Raw genomic sequence first — 19,681 nt, forward strand, 5'->3', positions numbered from 1 at the left:
CCGGGCCGATTGACGTTCGATAAACGACGGATTGTCAGCTCGAACCGCGGCGAAAGCGCAGGTCAGCGGCGCCTTTCCGGCAGGCGGGCGGCGTGCGGGCCGGTGCCGCACCACCCCGCCCCGCACCGATGTGCTTCCGCAACCCGGGCCGACGCACCCAACCGTCACGAGTTGGCCGGAAACGGACCCCATGGCGGAGTGATCACGCATATTCTCAGATGCCAGTACACACAGGTGCACTTTCCGGGCGGAGCATCCGGAAAGGGCAGCGCGGCGGCGCTCCCACGGTGCAGAGTGTCCCTGCACGGAGATTCCGTGCACTGTGTCAGCGTGCAGTCAGTGTGACGCGGGGAGCGTGACGTACCGCCACCGGCAGCGGGGCAGCACGGGCGCCGGGCGGACGGCGGCCCGGCCTCGTCCGGCCGACCGGAGGCCCGGGTGGAAAGGTGCCTCTCAATCGTGACGACCGGACAGATATCGGACCCGTTCCCCCTCGACGAAGACGCGGACGGCGACGACGGTCCCCACGTGCTGCGACGGCGGGCCGAACGGGCCCTTCAGGCCGTCGCCTTCGACACCATCGGCGCCGGCTACGCCGAGGCCTTCCCGGTCAAGGACGGCCAGCTCGCCTGCGGGCGCCGGCTGCTGGAGCGGCTCGAACCGGGCGACGCCGTCCTCGACGTCGGCTGCGGCACCGGCGACCCGACCGTCGGGCAGCTGACCGCCGCCGGGATGCGGGTCACCGGCATCGACCTCTCGGACGGCATGCTCACCCGGGCCCGGGCGGAGCGCCGTCCCGGCCCGCACGCGCCCGTCCTCCACCGCATCGACATGTACGACCTGGCCACCGAACGCGCCGACCGGGCGTGGGGCGTCCCCGCCCTCGGACCGCGCGGGAAGGGCACCTTCGCCGCCGTCACCGCCTTCTTCTCCCTGATGCTGCTCCCCCAGGACGAGATCCCCACCGTGCTGGCCCGGCTGCGCGAACTCCTGCGGCCCGGCGGGCTGCTGGCGCTCGGCACGGTCGAGGCCGACCTGGATCACGTTCCGCTCCCGTTCCTCGGACGGGAGCTTCGCATCAGCGGCTATCTGAGGGAGGATCTGGAACGGGTTCTGGTGGAGTCCGGGTTCGCCGTCGAGGAGCAGTCGGGGCACTCGTACGCTCCGGCCAGCACCTCGCTGCCGCCGGAGGAGCAACTGTTCCTGTGCTGTCGACGCGTCGGCTGAGCCCGGACCAACCCGGAAGACCACACATTCCACACCACTCCCCAGGACAGGCAGCCGTGCGCGACCAGCTCAACCCCGAGGCCGGACAGCCGCCTGCCCTGCCGGACCAACGCCGCCCTCCGCACCCGCCACCCCACCCGGCCGGTCCCGCCGCGCCACTGCCCGCACAGCCACTGCCCGCACAGCCGCTGCCCGCGCAGCCGGGCCCGGCCGGGGCCGCCCACGACCGGGTCGCCGAACGCCTCGCCTACCTCGACTCCGCCACCCGCCGGATCAACACCGCCCTCGACCTCGCCGCGACGCTGCGCAACATCTGCCGGGTCCTGGTGCCCACCCTCGCCGACGCCGCCGTCGTCCACCTGCGCGACCCGCTGCCCAACGTCGAGCGCGAGCCCGGCTTCCCGGACGAGCTGCGGATCCACCACAGCCTGGGCACCCGGCTCGGCCGCCGCGGCCGCTCCACCGCCGGGGGCGAGCAGCGCGGCTCCCGCCACGACGGCCGCTACGGCCCCCGCTACGGCGCCCGCTCCAGCGCCGACACCGGGCCGGCCACCCCGGTCACCCGGGGCGGCGCGCTGGCCCACACCCTGCTCAGCCGCCGGCCCGCCGAGCCGGCCGTCCTCGGCGCGGACGGCTGCGCCGAGGGGGACTCACGCGCCACCGAGCGCTCCACCGAGCTGCTGCGCGAGCTGTACGGCGCCCGCGGGGTGGCCCGGCTCGGCGCCGGCAGCTCGGTGCTCGCACTGCCGCTGCGCGGGCGCAAGGCCGTCCTCGGCCTGCTGGTGCTGATCCGCCGGCCGCCCGGGAAGACCGGCCGGCCCGCGTTCGACGCCACCGACACCGCGACCGCCGCCCACCTCGCCACCCAGGCCGGGCTCGCCGTCGACACCGCCCTGCGCTACGCCCGCGAGTGGGAGATAGCGAACGAACTCCAGCGCAGCATGCTGCCGTTGCGCCTCCCGCAGCCGCACGGCGTCCGGCTCTCCCAGCGCTACCTGCCCGGCGAGCGCGGCGCCCAGGTCGGCGGCGACTGGTACGACGCGGTGCCGCTGCCCGGCAACCGGGTCGCGCTGATCGTCGGGGACGTGATGGGCCACTCGCTGACCTCGGCCGCCATCATGGGCCAGCTCCGCACCAGTGCGCAGACCCTGGCCGCCCTCGATCTGCCGCCGCACGAAGTCCTCTACCACCTGGACGAACAGGCCCAACGCCTTGGCCGCGAGCAGCACCTCGCCACCTGCGTCTACGCGGTCTACGACCCGATCGCCAACCGGGTGGTGCTCGCCAACGCCGGCCACGTGCCGCCCGTCCTGGTCCAGCCCGACGGCAGCGCCGAGCTGCTGGAGCTGGACGCGGGCGCGCCGATCGGCGTCGGCGGGGTCGACTTCAACTCCGTCGAGCTCCCGGCCCCGCCCGGCTCCGCGCTGCTGCTCTTCACCGACGGTCTGGTGGAGACCCGCAACCGCCCGATCAGCGACGGGCTGGAGCTGCTGCGTGCCCGGCTCGCCGGCGCACAGCTCCATGCCCCCGAGCACCTCTGCCACGAGGCGCTGCGGATCCTGCCGCCCGGCGACCGGGGCGACGACATCGCGCTGCTGGCCGCCTGCTTCGACGGCATCCCGGCCGGGGACGTCGCGCACTGGTACCTCCAGCCGCGCAACGAGACACCGGGCAGGGCGCGCCGGCTGGCCGCGCACACGCTGCGCCGCTGGGGGCTGGAGGAGCTCACTGCGGCCACCGAGCTGATGGTCAGCGAGCTCGTCACCAACGCCGTCCAGCACGCCACCCGGCCGGTCACCCTGAGCCTGGTGCGCACCACCCGGCTGCGCTGCGAGGTCGGGGACGACAGCCCGCTGCTGCCCCGGCCGCGCCGCACCGGGCCGGACGACGAACGCGGGCGCGGGCTGCAGATCGTGGCCCGGTGCGCCGAGCGCTGGGGCGCCACCCGGCTGGGCACCGGCAAGGTGGTCTGGTTCGAGCAGCGCCTCCCCTGACGGCCGGGGACCCGACGGACGGGGCCCGACGGGCACGGACGGCCGGGCCCCGGCGGTCGTGCACCGCCGGGGCCAGCTGAGTCCGCTCGCGCCGGACGGCGCCCGTCGGTGTCAGACCCGCTCCGGGACCTTCGCCGGCTCGGCGGCCTCCGCGCCCTCCAGCTGCGCCATCAGCTGCTCGCCCTCCATGTCGACCCGCGGGACGACCTTCTCCAGGGCCTTCGGGAACCACCATGCGGCCTTTCCGAACAGCGCCATCGCCGCCGGCACCAGCGCCATCCGCACCACGAAGGCGTCCACCAGCACGCCCACCGCCAGCGCGAAGCCGATCGGCTGGACGATCGGGTCGTGGCCGAAGACGAAGCTGCCGAAGACCGAGACCATGATCAGCGCAGCCGCGGTGACCACCCGCGCGCCGTTCTTCACCCCGGCGACCACCGCGTCCCGCGGCGCCATCCCGTGGACGTGGTGCTCCTTCATGCCGGAGACCAGGAACAGCTCGTAGTCCATCGCCAGGCCGAACAGCACCCCGATCAGCAGGATCGGCACGAAGCTCACCACCGGCCCCACCTTGGGCACGTCGATCAGGCCGTCCAGCCAGCCCCACTGGTAGACCGCGACCACGGCGCCGAGTGAGGCGGTGATGCTGAGCAGGAAACCGGCCACCGCCTTCAGCGGCACCAGGACGGAGCGGAAGGCCAGCGCCAGCAGCACCAGCGCGATGCCCACGATCACCGCGACGAACGGCGGCAGCGCGTCGCCCAGCTTGGCCGAGACGTCGATGTTGGCGGCCGTGGTGCCGGTGACGTCGATCCGGGCGCCGGTCGCGGCCTTGATGCCGTCGCGCTGGTCGCGGATCTCGTTGACCAGCGTCCTGGTGTCGGCGTGGTCCGGGCCGGTGTGCGGGATGACGGTGAGCAGGGCGGTGCGGCCGGCTGCGTCCACGGCCGGCGGCAGCAGCGTCTGCACGCCCTTGAGCGTGGAGAGCTGCTGTGCCACGCCCTGCACCGCCTGATCCGGCTGCTGCGCGCCGCCGGCGTCGACGACCACCACGAGCGGCGCGTTGAAGCCGGGGCCGAAGCCCTCGCTGACCAGGTCGTACGCCTTGCGGGCGTCGGTCCCGGCGGCCTGCGAGCCGCCGCCGGGCAGGCCGAGGGTGAGACTGGCGGCCGGCACCGCGAGCGCGCCCAGCGCGGCCAGGCCGGCCAGCAGCACGGCGGCCGGCCGGCGGACCACGAAGGTCGCCCAGCGCTCGCCCAGGGTGGTCCGGTCCGAGGTCCGCAGCGCGCGCCGCCAGACCGGCAGGCGGTCGATGGCGCGGCCGGCGAAGCCGAGCAGCGCGGGCAGCAGGGTGATCGCGACGAGCACCGCCACCACGACGGCGCCGGAGGCCGCCAGGCCCATCACGGTCAGGAACGGCACCCCGGCGACGGAGAGCCCGGCCAGGGCGACCACCACGGTCAGGCCGGCGAAGACGACCGCACTGCCGGCCGTCGCGTTGGCGCGGGCCGCAGCCTCCTCCGGCTCCAGGCCCTCGGCGAGGTGGCGGCGGTGGCGGGAGAGGATGAACAGCGCGTAGTCCATGCCGACCGCCAGGCCGATCATCAGGGCCAGCACCGGCGCGGTGCTGATGATCTCGAACGAGCCGGAGAGGGCGAGCAGCCCGGCGAGCGCCACCCCGATGCCGACCAGGGCGGTCAGCAGCGGGAGTCCGGCGGCGACCAGCGAGCCCAGGGTGATCACCAGGACCACGCCGGCCACCATCAGGCCGACCGCCTCGCCGCCGTCGACCTGGGCCATCCGGTTGTAGGCATCGCCGCCGTAGGCCACCGTCAGCCCGGCCGCGCCGGCCGGGTCGGCGGCCGCCCGCACGGCGTCGCGCTGCCCGTCGGTGATGTCGCCGAGCTTCCGGTCGAAGGAGACCAGCGCGATGGCGATCCGGCCGTCCGGGGAGACCGCCTTCGTGGCGTACGGGTCGGGGGCGCCCGCCACCCCGGGGACGGCGGCGATCCGGCCGACCGCTTCGGTGACGGCCTTGGCGGTCTCCGGCGCGGTGATGCCGCCGGGCTGCGGAGCGGCGAAGACGACCTGCGCGGAGCCGTGGCCCTGGGCGGGGAAGGTGTCCTTGATCCGGTCCAGGGTGGCCTGTGCCTCGGTGCCGGGGACCTTGAACTCGTCGCTGGTCTTGCCCGCGAACGCCCCCGCGGCACCGCCCACGGCGATCAGGACGGCGAGCCAGACGGCGAGCACGGCGCGCCTTCGGCGGAAGCAGAACCGGCCGAGTCGGTACAGGTACGTGGCCATGGAGAACCTTCGATCAGGTCGGTCGGGCAGGCGGGTGCCCGAGCGGGTCGTGATCCACCGTACGCTCGACTTGGTCACATGACAAAGTCTGGCGACATGAGCTCATGACAAGTTCAATCGACACGGTTGTCCGACCATGGCGATACGCTGATCCAATGGCCCATGTCCCCGCCTCCGAACGACGCCCCCAGCTGATCCAGGCCGCCATCGATCTGATGAGCCGCGAGGGTGTCGCCGCCGGCAGCACCCGGGCGATCGCGGCCGAGCTCGGGGTGGCCCAGGCGACGGTGCACTACACCTTCGGCACCAAGAAGGACCTCTACCGCGCCGTGGTCGAGCAGCTGACCGCCGAGTTCATCGGCCACGTCCGCGCGGCCGCGCCGGGCGCCGGCGCCTTCGGCGGCCAGGTCCGCGCGATGGTCTACGCGCTCTGGGACAGCGCGGTCGGGGAGGGCGGCAAGTGCGCGCTGATGTCCGAGTTCTCCGCACTGGCGATGCGCGACGCGGACCTGCAGGAGATCATGCGCGCGCTCCAGTACGAGATCGAGGAGACCGCGGCCGAGCTGCTGACCGCGCTCGCCGCCGCGCACGAGCAGCCGCTGGCGGCGCCCGCGGCCGACGTCGCCGTCCACTTCCTGGCCGGCTTCCAGGGCCTGACCGACCGCTACCTGGTGCTCCGGGCGGCCGGCGAGGAGCCCGACCAGGAGTCGCGCCGGGCCCTTGACCTGCTGGTCGCCACCACCGTCGCGCTCTGTCTGGGCGCACCCGCCCGGCTGCCCTGAGCCCCGGAGCCGGGCCCGGGCGCCGCGAGGCCCCCGGCCGGTACGCGGCTCAGCGGCGCGTGACGCAAGGGCCCGACGGCCCACGGAACGTCAGCAGACGATCCGCACCGGCAGCTCGGCCAGCACCTCGCGCAGGCTCGCGGCGAACCGGTCGTACTCGGCGCTGCGGGCCGAGCCCGGGCGGGTGGCGAGCCCGATCCGGCGCCCCGGCGCGGGAGCGGCGAACCGGACGGCCGCCAGCCGGTCGGTGCGGCCCGCCTCGACGTCCAGCGCGGTGGCGGGCAGCAGCGTGACGCCGAGCCCGCCGGCCACCAGCTGGACCAGGGTGGAGAGGCCGGCCGCCCGGGTGGTGGAGCCATGGGGGTACCCCCGGCCGGAGGCCGGGGCAGGGTCGGCGCCGACCTCCCGGCAGATGTCGAGGGTCTGGTCACGCAGGCAGTGGCCCTCCTCCAGCAGCAGCACGTCCAGGTCGAGCAGCACGTCGCGCGGGGCGTCGATCCGGCCGGCCAGCGGGTGCCCGGGCGGGGTCACCAGGACGAAGTCCTCGTCGTACAGCGGGATGTCCCGGGTCGGCGCACTGCCGCCGGCCGGCAGCGCGAGCAGCAGCACGTCCAGCCGGCCGGCCGCCAACCCCTCCAGCAGCGACGGCGTCCGCTCCTCGTGGACGTGCAGCTCCAGCTCCGGGTAGCGGTCGCGGACCAGCCGCAGCACGGTCGGCAGCAGGTACGGCGCCACGGTCGGGATGACCCCGAGGTGCAGCGGGCCGGTGAACGGGCGGCGGGCCGCCTCGACCTCCTCGGTGAGCGCCTGCAGCGCGCCGAGCACCCGGTGGGCGTGCTCGGCCACCCGCTCCCCCAGGGGGGTCACGATCACCTTGCGCGTCGTACGCTCGATCAGCTGCGCACCGAGCGCCTCCTCAAGCGCGGCGACCGCGCCCGACAGGGCCGGCTGGCTGGTTCCGGTCGCGGCCGCGGCCTCCCGGAAGTGCCGGTGCTCGGCCACCGCGGCGAAGGCCCGCAGCTGGGCGACGGTGGGTGTCCGGGTGCCGCGGGATGTGGCACTCGCCACAGCGCCGTCGGGTTTGCGGGCGCCCGCCTTGCGCCCCTTGGGGCTGGGCTGGGAAGTCGGGGTATTGATAGCTCTCTCCGATCAGACACATCGAGTGTAGCTATTTCCCTGATCAGTCCACGATGTGGAATCGTGGAGAGCGTTCCGCAATCCGGACAAACTCCCCTCATCTCACTTCAGGAGAAGCGAACGTGCTCACGATCGGTGACAAGTTCCCCGAGTTCGAACTCAACGCCTGCGTCGACCTGGACGCCGCGAACGCCTTCGCCGAGATCAACCACAAGTCCTACGAGGGCAAGTGGAAGATCGTCTTCTTCTGGCCGATGGACTTCACCTTCGTCTGCCCGACCGAGATCGCCGCGTTCGGCAAGCTGAACGAGGAGTTCGCCGACCGCGACGCCCAGATCCTCGGCGTCTCCGGCGACTCGGAGTTCGTGCACCACGCCTGGCGCAAGGACCACAAGGACCTGCGCGACCTGCCGTTCCCGATGCTGGCCGACGTCAAGCACGACCTGATGCGCGCCTGTGGCGTCGAGGCCGCCGACGGCACCGCCCAGCGCGCGGTGTTCATCGTCGACCCGAACAACGAGATCCAGTTCGTCATGGTGACCGCCGGCTCCGTCGGCCGTAACCCCAAGGAGGTCCTGCGCGTGCTGGACGCCCTGCAGACCGACGAGCTGTGCCCGTGCAACTGGAACAAGGGCGAGGACACCCTCGACGCCCAGGCCCTGCTGGCGGGCTGACCACCATGGCTCTCGACGACCTGAAGTCCGCCCTGCCGGACTACGCCAAGGACCTCAAGCTCAACCTGAGCGCGGTCATCGGCAACTCCGACCTCCCCGCCCAGCAGCTCTGGGGCACCGTGCTCTCCTGCGCGATGGCCACCCGCAGCGCCGAGGTGCTGCGCCAGCTGGAGCCCGAGGCCAAGGCCAACCTCTCCCCGGAGGCGTACAACGCCGCCAAGGGCGCGGCCGCGATCATGGGGATGAACAACGTCTACTACCGGACCACGCACCTGCTCTCCGACAAGGAGTACAGCAGCATGCGGGCCGGTCTGCGGATGAACATCATCGGCACCCCGGGCGTCGAGAAGGCCGACTTCGAGCTCTGGTGCTTCGCGGTCTCCGCCATCAACGGCTGCGGCCAGTGCCTCGACTCGCACGAGGGCGTGCTCCGCAAGGCCGGCGTCGAGCGTGAGGTCATCCAGGCCTCGGTGAAGATCGCCGCGATCCTCCAGGCCGTGGCCGGCGTCCTCGACGCCGAGGCCGCCCTGGCCACCGTCGACGCCTGACGCAGACCGGGCGCACGACAGACGCGCGAAGGCCCCGCCGGACACCACGCCCGGCGGGGCCTTCGCGCGTCGGCGCGTCCGGGCGTCGGCGCGTCCGGTGGGCGTGCTCAGTCGGCCGCGGGCCGGACCGCGGCGGGCAGGTCGGGCACGGACGCAGCCGCGGCCGGAGCGGCGGAGGCAGCGGCGGCCGGAGCCGGCCGGTCGGCCGGGGCGGCGTGGGCGTGGCTGCGGGTGGCGGCGGCCTCGCGGGCCGCCACCAGGGCGGTGAAGACCGCCTGGCCGGCCTCGTTGCGGCGGCGGAGGTGGGTGACCACGGTGTTGGTGACCGCGATCAGCGGGACGGAGACGACGGCGCCGCCGATGCCGCCGATGATCGAGCCGGCCGCCACCCCGAGGACCACGCCGAGCGGGTGGACGCGCACCGCCCGGCCGAGGATCAGCGGCTGGAGCACGTGGCCCTCGATCTGCTGCACGGCGATCAGCACCACCAGCACCATCAGCGCGGTGAACGGCGTCGTGGTGACCAGTGCGATCAGCACCGCGACGGTCCCGGTGACGAGCGCACCGACCAGCGGGACGAAGGCCCCGAGGAAGATGATCACCGCCAGCGGCAGTGCCATCGGCACCCCGAGCAGCTGGATCCCGACGCCGATGCAGACCGCGTCGATGAACGCCACGCAGACGGTGCCGCGGACGTAGGCGGTGAGGGTGGCCCAGGCCTTCGGGCCGGCGCCGGCCATCGCGTACCGGGAGTGCCGGGGCAGCCCGCGCAGCGCCCAGTTCCAGATCCGCTCGCCGTCGTAGAGCAGGAAGAAAGTGGTGAAGAAGGCGAGCAGGACGGCGGTCAGCACCTCGACGGCGATCTGCGCGCCGGTCAGGCCGGCCGAGGTGAGCTGCTCGGTGTTGGTGCTGATCGCCTTGGTGATCTGGTTGGCGAAGTCGGTGATCTGCTGCTGGGTCAGGTGCAGCGGCCCGGTGATCAGCCAGTCCCGCAGGGTGGCGACACCGTCCTGGACCTTGGTGGTGACCGTGTTCAGGTTGGTGGTCACCTGCCAGACCACGAACCAGCCGACCAGCCCGATGCCGGCCAGGCCGCTCATGAACACCCCGCCCGCGGCCAGCGAGCGCGGCACGCCGTGCCGGCGCAGCCAGGAGACGGTGGGCTCCAGCAGCGCCGAGATCAGCAGCGAGGCGAGCACCGCGAAGGCCACCAGCCGCAGCATGTCGACGATGTAGAAGACGACGTAGAGCGCGGCGCCGAGCAGCAGCAGCCGCCAGGTGGACTCGGCGGCCACCCGCAGGCCCCAGGGGACGGCCTCGGCCGGGGTGGCGGGCCGGCCCGGGTGGTACTCCCGGCCGAACGCGGCATGGCCGGTCGGACTCGCGAAGGCCGGGGCCGGCGGCGCGACGGCGCGGGCCGTCTCCTCACGGGGCCCCGGCAGCGGCGCGGAGACCGGTTCCGCCGGGAGCGGCGCCGGCACCGCCGGCGGCGGCTCCACCGCGAGCGGGGGCTCGTAGGCCTCGGCCGCGATCGCGGCGCGCCGGCGCCGCTCGATCACCGCGGCCGCGCTCGCCACCACGGCCGCCCCCTTGGCCACGGTCTTGAAGGCCTTCCCGCCCCACGCCATCCTCGCTACCACCGCTCCCCGCTGGGCCCGCCGCGCCGGCGGGTACGCCGTGGGTCGCGCCACGGCCGTCAGGGATGAAACTACCCGCCCGGTGCACGGCGAGTCCGGCGGGCGGGTGGGTTGGCGGCGCCCGGGGCCGCTGCGAGCGGCCCGAGCCGGGCCCGCCGGCCGGGAGAGACCGGGGCAAAACCACCCGGACCGGCGGGTTTCAGGCGCGCGACAACGGGGAGGAGTCGGACGAGAACACAGGCCAACTGTCGGCGGACCGGCCGGTGCAGGAAGCAACCAGGACCCCTTCCCGTGCCCCGCGTCCGCATCCAGGACCGCACCGCCCGTGGGCGCACTGGTCAGCGCAGCCCGGGCGGGGCGGCCCGCCCCGCAGGCACGACGCAGCCCCCGACCCCGCTCAGGGCGGTCGGGGGCTGCGTCGGACGTCCCGGGTACCGGTTGTCTCTAGTACCAGTGGTGCGACTGCCAGAACGACCAGGCGCCACAGGGGCTGCCGTAGCGGCTGTTCATGTAGTTCAGGCCCCACTTGATCTGGGTGGCCGGGTTGGTGCGCCAGTCGGCGCCGGCCGAGGCCATCTTGGAGCCGGGGAGCGCCTGGACGAGGCCGTAGGCGCCGGAGCTCTTGTTGGTGGCCGTGTAGTCCCAGCCGCTCTCGCGCTTCACGATCTGGCTGAAGCACTGGAACTGCGCGTCGCTGCCGACGATCTGCTGGGCGATCTCCTGGACCGAGCCGGGGCTGACCGAGACCGGCGGGGCCGAGGTGTCGGTGGCGGCCATCGCCGAACGGGCCTTGGAGCGGTTGGCGGCGGCCTCGTCGGCCTTGCGCTTCTCCTCGGCCGCCTTGGCGGCCTTCTCCGCGTCGGCCTTGGCCTGCGCGTCGGCGGCGGCCTTCTGGCGCGCGGCCTCCTCGGCGGCCTTCTGCTCGGCCGCGGCCTTGGCGGTCGCCTCGGCGGCGGCCTGCTGGGCGGAGGCCTGCGTGCCGATGTTGTCGCTGATGGTCTGCGCCTGGGCGCCAGAGGGGACTTCGGCAAGCAGGGTCGCGCCGGCGACGTCGACCGTCTGCACGGCCTTGCCCTCGCTGCCCGAGGCCATGCCCACGACGGCACCGACAGCGGTGACGGCGGTGGCGGAGGCCACAGCAACTCCCCGGACCGAGATCCGAGTCACATGGATTCCTTCCAGCATCGCCCACGCGTGACCGTGCGGACGCAACATGCCCCTTGGCGCTGCCCTCCGTACGGTGCTGGTCACGGGAGGTACTGACCCGGCGTCCGGCCGCGGTGGCGACCGGGCGTTGAGATCGGGCGGCGTACGGCTCATCGGTGTTCAATTGTGCGTCCACCCACCGGAGTTGGCGGACCGTCCGGACCGGACCACCGGTCGCCCGGGGCCCTGTCATGCCGTACGCGGGGCCTGACAGAACCCTCACCATGCCGCACCGGACGCTGTCGACGCAATTCCCCGTTGCGTGGCGGATGTCACATTCACCGCACCGGGGTTCTCCGGACAGAAAGCACTCGATGTGATGAAACGGGCGGAGGCCCGCTCCGTCAGGAGCGGGCCCCACGCCCGGAATTGACCATATTGTCCGACTATGCCCGGAACGCTCCGGTCACGGGTGGATGTCCTCCAGCATCTCCGTGACCAGCGCCGCGATCGGCGAACGCTCGGACCGGGTGAGCGTGATGTGCGCGAACAGCGGATGCCCCTTCAGCTTCTCCACCACCGCCACCACGCCGTCGTACCGGCCGACCCGGAGGTTGTCCCGCTGCGCCACGTCGTGAGTGAGCACCACCCGGGAGCCCTGGCCGATCCGCGACAGCACCGTGAGCAGGACGTTCCGCTCCAGCGACTGCGCCTCGTCCACGATCACGAAGGCGTCGTGCAGGGAGCGCCCGCGGATGTGGGTCAGCGGCAGGACCTCCAGCATGCCCCGGGAGATGACCTCCTCGATCACGTCCGGGGTGGTGACGGCGGAGAGGGTGTCGAAGACCGCCTGCGCCCAGGGGCTCATCTTCTCCGTCTCGGAGCCCGGCAGATAGCCGAGCTCCTGGCCGCCGACCGCGTACAGCGGCCGGAAGACCATCACCTTGCGGTGCTGCTGCCGCTCCAGCACGGCCTCCAGACCTGCGCACAGGGCCAGCGCGGACTTCCCGGTGCCGGCCCGGCCGCCCATCGAGACGATGCCGACCTCCGGGTCGAGCAGCAGGTCCAGCGCGACCCGCTGCTCGGCGCTGCGCCCGCGGAGCCCGAAGGCCTCGCGCTCCCCGCGCACCAGCCGGACCCGGCCGTCGCCGGTGACCCGGCCGAGTGCCCGGCCGCGCTCGGAGCTGAGCACCAGTCCGGTGTGGACGGGCAGCTCGGCGGCTCCCTCGACCGCCACCGTGGCGTCGTGGCCGGCCGCGAACAGCGCGTCCACGTCGTCCGCCGGGACGTGCAGCTCGGACATGCCCGTCCAGCCCGAGGTGACCGCCAGCTCTGCCCGGTACTCCTCGGCGAGGAGCCCGACCGAGCTGGCCTTGATCCGCAGCGGGAGGTCCTTGGAGACGACGGTGACGTCGTACCCCTCGGCCTGCAGGTTCCGGGCGACCGCCAGAATCCGGGTGTCCGCCTCGCCCCCGCCGGCCCGGTAGCCGACCGGCAGTATCGACAGGTCGGAGTGGTTGAGCTCGACCCGGATGGTGCCGCCGAGCTCGCCGACCGGGATCGGCTCGTCGAGCCGGCCGAAGCGGATGCGGTAGTCGTCGAGGAGTCGCAGCGCCTGGCGGGCGAAGTAGCCCAGCTCCGGGTGGTGCCGCTTGGCCTCCAGCTCGGTGACGACCACCACCGGAAGGACGACCTCGTGCTCCTCGAAGCGGGTCATGGCGAGCGGGTCCGCCAGGAGCACGCTGGTGTCGAGAACGTACGTGCGCCGGTCTGGTGTCCGGCGGCTCTTGGAACTGACCACTAGGCCTCCAGAGCGGATGACCCTGCGTCATCCGCGGCAAGCCGGCCCCCGCTGCCCCGGTGGCCTCGGGGCCGGTCTGATCGGAGTATTCCCAGGCGAGGGGCGGTGCATTCGCGTCCCCGGCGAACTGACGGATCATTGCCGGTGAACGTTTGGCCTCGCACTCCGTCCGGGTACGCCAGCTCTACTGGACGCAGATCGGCCCCACGGGCGCTGTGCGCCGCGGGGCCGATGGGGTGGGAGGGGTCTCCCGGTGGGGCGGAAGGGGCCTCAGAGACCCATCCGCCGGTTCCGCTGCTCGAACGCGCGCAGGGCGCGAAGGAAGTCGACCTTCCGGAAGGCCGGCCAGTACGCCTCGCAGAAGTAGAACTCGCTGTGCGCGCTCTGCCAGAGCAGGAAGCCCGAGAGCCGCTGCTCGCCCGAGGTGCGGATGACCAGGTCCGGGTCGGGCTGGCCCTTGGTGTAGAGGTGCTCGGCGATGTGCTCGACGTCGAGGATCTCGGCCAGCTCCTCGATCGAGGTGCCGCGCCCGGCGTGCTCCTGGAGCAGCGAGCGGACGGCGTCCGCGATCTCGTGCCGGCCGCCGTAGCCGACGGCGACGTTGACCGTGATCCCGTCGATCCCAGCGGTCTCCTCGGCGGCGCGCTTGAGCACGTCGGCGGTGTGCTGCGGCAGCAGGTCCAGCGCGCCGACCGGGTTGACCCGCCAGCGGCGGGCGGCGGCCAGGCCGGTGACGGCGTCCTCGATGATCCCGAGCAGCGGGACCAGCTCGTCCGCGGGCCGGGAGAGGTTGTCGGTGGAGAGCATCCACAGGGTGACGACCTTGACGTGCGTCTCGTCGCACCAGCCGAGGAACTCGCTGATCTTGTCGGCGCCGCGCTGGTGGCCGTAGGCGGTGGAGCCGCCGGTGGCCTTCGCCCAGCGGCGGTTGCCGTCGAGGATCACGCCGATGTGGTGCGGGGTGCGGGCCAGGTGCACCTCGACCCGGCGACCGTAGAGGCCGTACATACCGTCCAGCAGGGTGCGCAGCCCCGGCGTGCGTTCGACGACATCGCGCAGACCCATGGTTTTCGGCCCCTCCGTAACTCTTCACCGGGGTGCGTCACAACCCCGGGCGCAGCCTACTCCCGCCCGGACGTGCTGGGTAAAGCCGCAGGTAGCGGTCAGGTCACGGTCCTGTGCGGACTCTGTCGCGACCGGTACGGCAGCCGTGGCCGGAAGACATCCGCCGGGCAGCCGGCCGCCTCCGGGAGAGACGGCTACGGAACGGTATCCGGTTCCTTAAGGAATCCGTAAGCCGGCCGTTCCGTCCTTGACGGCCGGCAATGGTCTAGTCCAGCTTTTGACCCAGGCGGAAGAGCACCGGACTCCCGCCCGCCAAGGCACCACTGCGGATGCATGCCCTCCCCCACACGCGGCCGCCGCGCCCCCCACCGCGGCGGCCGCTCCTTCCCCAGGAGCCCACCTCCATGGCCCGTACGCAGAACCAGCCCGCGCACCGGCGCCGGCGCAGCCCCCTGCCGGCCCTCGCCGCCGGCGCCACCGCTCTCGCCCTGGCCGGCAGCGGTCTGGCCCTCCTCGCCGGCGGCGCCAACGCGGCCGCCGGCAACCTGGTCACCAACGGCGGATTCGACGGCGGCTCGCTAGCCGGGTGGTCCTGCACCGGCGCCGCGGCCGGCGTCACGGCCCCCGTCCACTCCGGCAGCGGCGCGCTCCAGGCCACCCCGGGCGCCGGCGACACCGCCGAGTGCACCCAGACCGTCAGCGTGCTGCCCAACACCAGCTACACGCTGAGCGCCTGGGTCCAGGGCCCGTACGTCTACCTCGGCGCGCGGGGCACCGGCGGCACCGAGCCGAGCACCTGGTCGAACCAGAACAGCTGGAACCAGCTCTCCTCGACCTTCACCACCGGCGCGAACACCACCAGCATCACGGTGTACCTGCACGGCTGGTACGGCCAGAGCGCCTACCTCGCCGACGACGTCACGCTGAGCGGCCCCGGCGGCACCTCCACCCCGAGCCCCACCGCGACGCCCACCCCCACGCCGACGGCCACCGCGACCGCCACCCCCACGGCCACCGCGACCCCGACGCCGACCGCGACGCCCACCCAGACCGCCACCCCGACGCCCACGGCGACCGCCACCGGCACCACCCCGCCGGCCACCGGCCTGCCCAAGCACGTGGTCACCGGCTACTGGCACAACTTCGACAACGGTGCGACCGTCCAGAAGCTCGGCGACGTCCAGAGCGCCTACGACATCATCGCGGTCTCCTTCGCCGACGCGGTGCCCACCCGGACCGGCGCGATCAGCTTCACCCTCGACCCGGCGCTCTCCAAGGCCCTCGGCGGCTACACCGACGGACAGTTCCGCGCCGACGTGAAGGCCAAGCAGGCGGCCGGCAAGAAGGTCGTCCTCTCGATCGGCGGCCAGAACGGCGCGATCACCGTCGGCGACGCCACCGCGGCCGCCGCGTTCGTGGACAGCGCCTACGCGATCATCAAGGACTACGGCTTCGACGGCGTCGACGTCGACCTGGAGAACGGCGTCAACCCGACCCACCTCGGCAACGCGCTGCACAGTCTCCAGGCCAAGGCCGGCCCCGGCTTCATCCTGACGATGGCCCCGGAGACCATCGGGATGTACAGCACCGCCGGCGCCTACTTCCAGCTCGCGCTGAACACCAAGGACATCCTGACCGTCGTCAACACCCAGTTCTACAACTCGGGCGGGATGAACGGCTGCGACGGCAAGGTCTACAACCAGGGCACCGTCGACTTCATCACCTCGCAGGTCTGCACCCACATCCAGGGCGGCCTGCGGCCCGACCAGGTCGGCATCGGCGTCCCGGCGTCCAGCCGGGCGGCCGGCGGCGGCTACGTCCCGCCGTCCGTGGTGAACAACGCGCTGGACTGCCTGGCCACCGGCCGCAACTGCGGCAGCTTCGTCCCGCCGGCCAAGTGGCCGACCATCCGTGGCGCGATGACCTGGTCGACCAACTGGGACGCCAACAACGGGAACGCGTTCTCCGACGCGGTCGGCCCGTTCGTCCACCAGATGCCGTAACTCCCCGCGGCGCGCGGCTCCTTGAGGGTGGGGCCGGCGCACCGGCGGCGGGCCCGCCGTACCCGACCGGTACGGCGGGCCCGTCCGCGTCCCCGGGGTCGGGCGGTCCCGGCCGCCACCGCCGGCCCCCGGCGCTATTGCAGCAGCACCGCGGCGGCCGCGCCGAGCAGCAGGAAGGGGCCCATCGGCAGGTCGAGCCCGCGCACCGGCCGGCGGCGCAGCACGGCCACGACGGCCAGCCCGACCGACCAGAGGCCGGCCAGCACGGCGGCCGCGAACAGCCCGCCGAACGCGGCCGACCAGCCGTAGCGGCCGAGCAGCGCGCCGAGGCCGAGCGCCAGCACGGTGTCCCCGGGGCCCATCAGCCCGAACCAGGCGGGCAGTTCGAACAGCGCCGCGGCGGCGAGCGCCACCAGCAGGCAGCGCAGCAGGACGCCGGGGCTGCCGTCGGCCAGCTCCAGGGCCACCAGCAGCAGCGCCAGCCCCGCCGCCAGCGTCCAGCTCAGCGCGTACGGCAGCCGGCGCACCCGGGCGTCGGTGAAGCCAAGCACCACGCCCGGCCCGGCCGCCCAGAGCAGCAGGGCCGCGTCGGCCGGGTGCGCCGCCGAGAGCGCGGCCGCCACCGCCAGCGCGGTGACCGCCTCCACCTGCCCCGCACCAGGGCCCAGCCGCTCGCGGCAGCCCGGGCAGCGGCCGGTCGGCGGCAGCCCGCGCAGTTCCCGGTCGCAGGCCGGACAGCGGGTGCACCAGGGCTGTCCCTCGGGCACGGCGTACCGCACCACCAGCCCGCGCAGGGCCGGCGCCACCAGCACTCCGGCCAGCACCGCCCCGAGTACGGCGACGATCACAGCACCCCTCCCGCCACACCGGGCCTCCCGCGAGGGAACCGGCCCGCCATCGTCCTCGTCCGAGCGTTGGGGCCCGTCCGATCGATCCCGTCGGACCGGCGCGCGGTTTTCGTGCGCCCGGCAGGATCGGGCGGACAGGACCCGGACGGCGCCCGGCGACCCGGGTGCCGCACCGACCACATCATCCACGGGGAACACATCTTGACGAAGACCCAGACGGTTCTGCGCGCCGCTGTCCCGGCCGCGGCGCTGGCCATGCTGCTGACGGCCTGCGGGCCGGAGAACGACACCCCGGTCGACCCGGGCGCGGCGGGCGCCGGGGGCGCGACCGCCCCCGCCACGGCCCCGGCCACCACGCAGCCCCCGGCGGCCGGCGGATCGGCGGGCGCGGGCGGCGCGGGCGCCACGGCCGGTACCGGCGGTGCGGCCGCCGGCGGCGCGGGCACGGGCGGGGCGGGCACCGGCGGGGCAGGCACCGGCGGGGCGGGCGCCAACCCCGCCCCCTCGGCCACCACCAGCGGCAACCCGATCGGCGGCGCGAGCGGCGGCAGCGGCAAGGTCGGCTTCGGCAACCCGCTGGCGCTCACCGCCACCGGCAGCTACCAGGGCAAGACCAAGGCCGACGTCACCCCGGTCTCGGTGGTCAAGGGCACCGCGGCCGAGATCGCGCCGTTCAACTTCAAGCCCGCCGACCTGGAGGGCAGGACGCCGTACTACGTCACGGTGTCGTTCACCAACCGCACCGGCGCCCCGCTGACCGACGAGTACTTCATCATGCGGTTCAAGGTGAACACGGACGCCAAGGCGACCGGCATCCTCCCGGCCCCGACGATCACGAAGTCGATCCCGCAGTGCGACGCGGGCAAGAAGCCCGGCACCCTGGCGGACGGCCAGAGCCAGCAGCAGTGTGCTGTCTATCTCGTTCCGAACGCCACCCCGCCGCAGTTCCTCACCTTCGGCAGCGTTCTGGACACCGAGCCGCTGGTCTGGAAGGTCGGCTGACGGCCCCGCCTGCCGATCGAAGGCAGACCCTCGGGGCGGTCCGACGCGTGCCCCGGTGCGCGCGCCGAACCGCCCCGATCTGCCCCTAAAGTAGGCAGGCATGCAGGTCATCCAGTCCAGCAAGCTCGCCAACGTCTGCTACGACATCCGCGGCCCGGTGCTCGACGAGGCGATGCGGCTGGAGGAGCAGGGCCACCGCATCCTGAAGCTCAACACCGGCAACCCCGCCGTGTTCGGCTTCGACGCGCCGCCGGAGATCCTCCAGGACATCCTGCGCAACCTCGCGTCCGCGCACGGCTACGGCGACTCCAAGGGCCTGCTCTCCGCCCGCCGCGCCGTGGTGATGCACTACGAGGAGCGCGGGCTGCACGGGCTCACCGTCGAGGACGTCTTCCTCGGCAACGGCGTCTCCGAGCTGATCCAGCTCGCCATGACGGCGCTGCTGAACGACGGCGACGAGGTGCTCGTCCCCGCACCGGACTACCCGCTCTGGACCGCCTCCGTCTCGCTGGCCGGCGGCACGGCCGTGCACTACCGCTGCGACGAGCAGTCCGAGTGGTACCCGGACCTCGCCGACATCGAGGCCAAGGTCACCGACCGGACCAGGGCGATCGTGGTGATCAACCCGAACAACCCGACCGGCGCGGTCTACCCGCGCGAGGTCCTGGAGGGCCTGGTCGAGATCGCCCGCCGGCACAAGCTGGTGGTCTACGCGGACGAGATCTACGACAAGATCCTCTACGACGACGCCGAGCACATCCCGCTGGCCACCCTGGCGCCGGACCTCTTCTGCGTCACCTTCAACGGCCTCTCCAAGGCCTACCGGGTCGCGGGCTTCCGCTCGGGCTGGATGGTGCTCTCCGGCGACCGGAACCGGGCCCGCAGCTACATCGAGGGCCTGACCGTGCTCGCCTCGATGCGCCTGTGCGCCAACATGCCGGCCCAGCACGCGGTGGCCGCGGCGCTCGGCGGCCGGCAGTCGATCCGGGACCTGGTGCTGCCCGGCGGCCGGCTGCTGGAGTCCCGGGACGCCGCCTACCGGCTGCTCAACGAGATCCCGGGCGTCAGCTGCGTGAAGCCCAAGGGCGCGCTCTACGCCTTCCCCCGGCTGGACCCGAAGGTCTACAAGATCAAGGACGACGCCCAGATGGTGCTCGACCTGCTGCGCGCCGAGCGGATCCTGCTGGTCCAGGGCACCGGGTTCAACTGGCCCGAGCCGGACCACTTCCGGCTGGTCACCCTGCCCCGGGCCGAGGACATCACCGACGCCGTGACCCGGATCGGCGCCTTCCTCGGCGGCTACACCCAGCCCTGACGGCGGGCGGGGCGCAGCACGTGCGGAGGCCTCCGGAACCGTCCCGAGGCCTCCGCGGGCTCCGAGGGCTCCGGAGACGACTACGGCCGGAGCCCCGGTCGCCGGACGATCTCCTTGGTCGGGGAAAGATCGTCCAGCAGGGGCTCCGGCCGTCCTGTCGCTCGGTCGACGCGCGATTCGTGCCACGCGCCGACCGTT

15 protein-coding genes are annotated in these 19,681 nt (G+C 73.4%); 8 read left to right on the plus strand and 7 right to left on the minus strand.

Translation table 11 applies throughout. The features are described from left to right. Positions 1 to 459: 459 nt before the first annotated feature. On the plus strand, positions 460 to 1,227 hold the full coding sequence (locus tag ACIPSC_RS11715; protein WP_400824889.1) for a class I SAM-dependent methyltransferase: 768 nt from the start codon (positions 460 to 462) through the stop codon (positions 1,225 to 1,227). 56 nt (positions 1,228 to 1,283) lie between these two features. After that, on the plus strand, positions 1,284 to 3,221 hold the full coding sequence (locus ACIPSC_RS11720) for a SpoIIE family protein phosphatase (RefSeq protein ID WP_400824891.1): 1,938 nt from the start codon (positions 1,284 to 1,286) through the stop codon (positions 3,219 to 3,221). A 111-nt stretch (positions 3,222 to 3,332) separates the two neighbouring features. Here the strand turns inward: ACIPSC_RS11720 and ACIPSC_RS11725 are convergent, their stop codons facing one another. Continuing rightward, a complete protein-coding gene (locus ACIPSC_RS11725) occupies positions 3,333 to 5,525 on the minus strand; it encodes an MMPL family transporter (protein WP_400824893.1) in 2,193 nt (730 codons plus the stop codon). A 155-nt stretch (positions 5,526 to 5,680) separates the two neighbouring features. Here ACIPSC_RS11725 and ACIPSC_RS11730 point away from each other — a divergent pair, with 155 nt between their 5' ends. After that, a complete protein-coding gene (locus ACIPSC_RS11730; protein WP_400824894.1) occupies positions 5,681 to 6,307 on the plus strand; it encodes a TetR/AcrR family transcriptional regulator in 627 nt (208 codons plus the stop codon). A gap of 90 nt (positions 6,308 to 6,397) precedes the next feature. On the opposite strand, the gene ACIPSC_RS11735 is transcribed toward ACIPSC_RS11730, so the two are convergent. After that, positions 6,398 to 7,375 (minus strand): LysR substrate-binding domain-containing protein, encoded by a 978-nt coding sequence (locus ACIPSC_RS11735; protein WP_400824895.1) that lies wholly within the window; start codon positions 7,373 to 7,375, stop codon positions 6,398 to 6,400. Positions 7,376 to 7,566: 191 nt separating this feature from the next. Between ACIPSC_RS11735 and ACIPSC_RS11740 the strand changes: the two genes are divergently transcribed. Together ACIPSC_RS11740 and ACIPSC_RS11745 are read left to right on the plus strand one after the other, a co-directional pair. Further along, entirely contained in the window at positions 7,567 to 8,118 is a 552-nt protein-coding gene (locus tag ACIPSC_RS11740; RefSeq protein ID WP_313765344.1) for a peroxiredoxin, read from the plus strand. A 5-nt stretch (positions 8,119 to 8,123) separates the two neighbouring features. Further along, a complete protein-coding gene (locus ACIPSC_RS11745; RefSeq protein ID WP_313765343.1) occupies positions 8,124 to 8,666 on the plus strand; it encodes an alkyl hydroperoxide reductase in 543 nt (180 codons plus the stop codon). Positions 8,667 to 8,773: 107 nt separating this feature from the next. Here ACIPSC_RS11745 and ACIPSC_RS11750 read toward each other — a convergent pair whose 3' ends face one another. The 4 genes from ACIPSC_RS11750 to ACIPSC_RS11765 all read right to left on the minus strand — a co-directional run bounded on the left by ACIPSC_RS11750 (position 8,774) and on the right by ACIPSC_RS11765 (position 14,315). Further along, the gene (locus ACIPSC_RS11750; RefSeq protein ID WP_400824897.1) at positions 8,774 to 10,294 is read right to left on the minus strand and encodes an AI-2E family transporter; all 1,521 of its coding nucleotides are present in this window, start codon (positions 10,292 to 10,294) and stop codon (positions 8,774 to 8,776) included. 453 nt (positions 10,295 to 10,747) lie between these two features. Beyond that, on the minus strand, positions 10,748 to 11,470 hold the full coding sequence (locus tag ACIPSC_RS11755; RefSeq protein WP_400824900.1) for a transglycosylase SLT domain-containing protein: 723 nt from the start codon (positions 11,468 to 11,470) through the stop codon (positions 10,748 to 10,750). Between the two features lie 445 nt (positions 11,471 to 11,915). After that, a complete protein-coding gene (locus ACIPSC_RS11760; RefSeq protein WP_400824901.1) occupies positions 11,916 to 13,250 on the minus strand; it encodes a PhoH family protein in 1,335 nt (444 codons plus the stop codon). Between the two features lie 270 nt (positions 13,251 to 13,520). Next, a complete protein-coding gene (locus tag ACIPSC_RS11765; protein ID WP_400824903.1) occupies positions 13,521 to 14,315 on the minus strand; it encodes an isoprenyl transferase in 795 nt (264 codons plus the stop codon). Positions 14,316 to 14,719: 404 nt separating this feature from the next. Here ACIPSC_RS11765 and ACIPSC_RS11770 point away from each other — a divergent pair, with 404 nt between their 5' ends. Beyond that, complete coding sequence (locus tag ACIPSC_RS11770; RefSeq protein ID WP_400824905.1) at positions 14,720 to 16,318, plus strand: chitinase; 1,599 nt, start codon at positions 14,720 to 14,722, stop codon at positions 16,316 to 16,318. A 134-nt stretch (positions 16,319 to 16,452) separates the two neighbouring features. Here ACIPSC_RS11770 and ACIPSC_RS11775 read toward each other — a convergent pair whose 3' ends face one another. Then, positions 16,453 to 17,166, minus strand: coding sequence for a prepilin peptidase (locus ACIPSC_RS11775; protein ID WP_400824907.1), 714 nt, complete (start codon positions 17,164 to 17,166; stop codon positions 16,453 to 16,455). A gap of 201 nt (positions 17,167 to 17,367) precedes the next feature. On the opposite strand from ACIPSC_RS11775, the gene ACIPSC_RS11780 reads away from it, so the two are divergent. Continuing rightward, the gene (locus tag ACIPSC_RS11780; RefSeq protein WP_400824908.1) at positions 17,368 to 18,168 is read left to right on the plus strand and encodes a hypothetical protein; all 801 of its coding nucleotides are present in this window, start codon (positions 17,368 to 17,370) and stop codon (positions 18,166 to 18,168) included. A gap of 100 nt (positions 18,169 to 18,268) precedes the next feature. Further along, positions 18,269 to 19,483, plus strand: coding sequence for a pyridoxal phosphate-dependent aminotransferase (locus ACIPSC_RS11785; RefSeq protein WP_400824909.1), 1,215 nt, complete (start codon positions 18,269 to 18,271; stop codon positions 19,481 to 19,483). Positions 19,484 to 19,681: the final 198 nt, after the last annotated feature.

Source organism: Kitasatospora sp. NPDC090091 (assembly GCF_044747365.1).
Classification (GTDB): domain Bacteria; phylum Actinomycetota; class Actinomycetes; order Streptomycetales; family Streptomycetaceae; genus Kitasatospora.

Bases quoted from the DNA above. Each gene is read 5' to 3' on its own strand.
- ACIPSC_RS11725 (WP_400824893.1), bottom strand. From the start codon at position 5,525: ATGGCCACGTACCTGTACCGACTCGGCCGGTTCTGCTTCCGCCGAAGG.
- ACIPSC_RS11730 (WP_400824894.1), top strand. From the start codon at position 5,681: ATGGCCCATGTCCCCGCCTCCGAACGACGCCCCCAGCTGATCCAGGCC.
- ACIPSC_RS11745 (WP_313765343.1), top strand. From the start codon at position 8,124: ATGGCTCTCGACGACCTGAAGTCCGCCCTGCCGGACTACGCCAAGGAC.
- ACIPSC_RS11750 (WP_400824897.1), bottom strand. From the start codon at position 10,294: ATGGCGTGGGGCGGGAAGGCCTTCAAGACCGTGGCCAAGGGGGCGGCC.
- ACIPSC_RS11765 (WP_400824903.1), bottom strand. From the start codon at position 14,315: ATGGGTCTGCGCGATGTCGTCGAACGCACGCCGGGGCTGCGCACCCTG.
- ACIPSC_RS11770 (WP_400824905.1), top strand. From the start codon at position 14,720: ATGGCCCGTACGCAGAACCAGCCCGCGCACCGGCGCCGGCGCAGCCCC.
- ACIPSC_RS11785 (WP_400824909.1), top strand. From the start codon at position 18,269: ATGCAGGTCATCCAGTCCAGCAAGCTCGCCAACGTCTGCTACGACATC.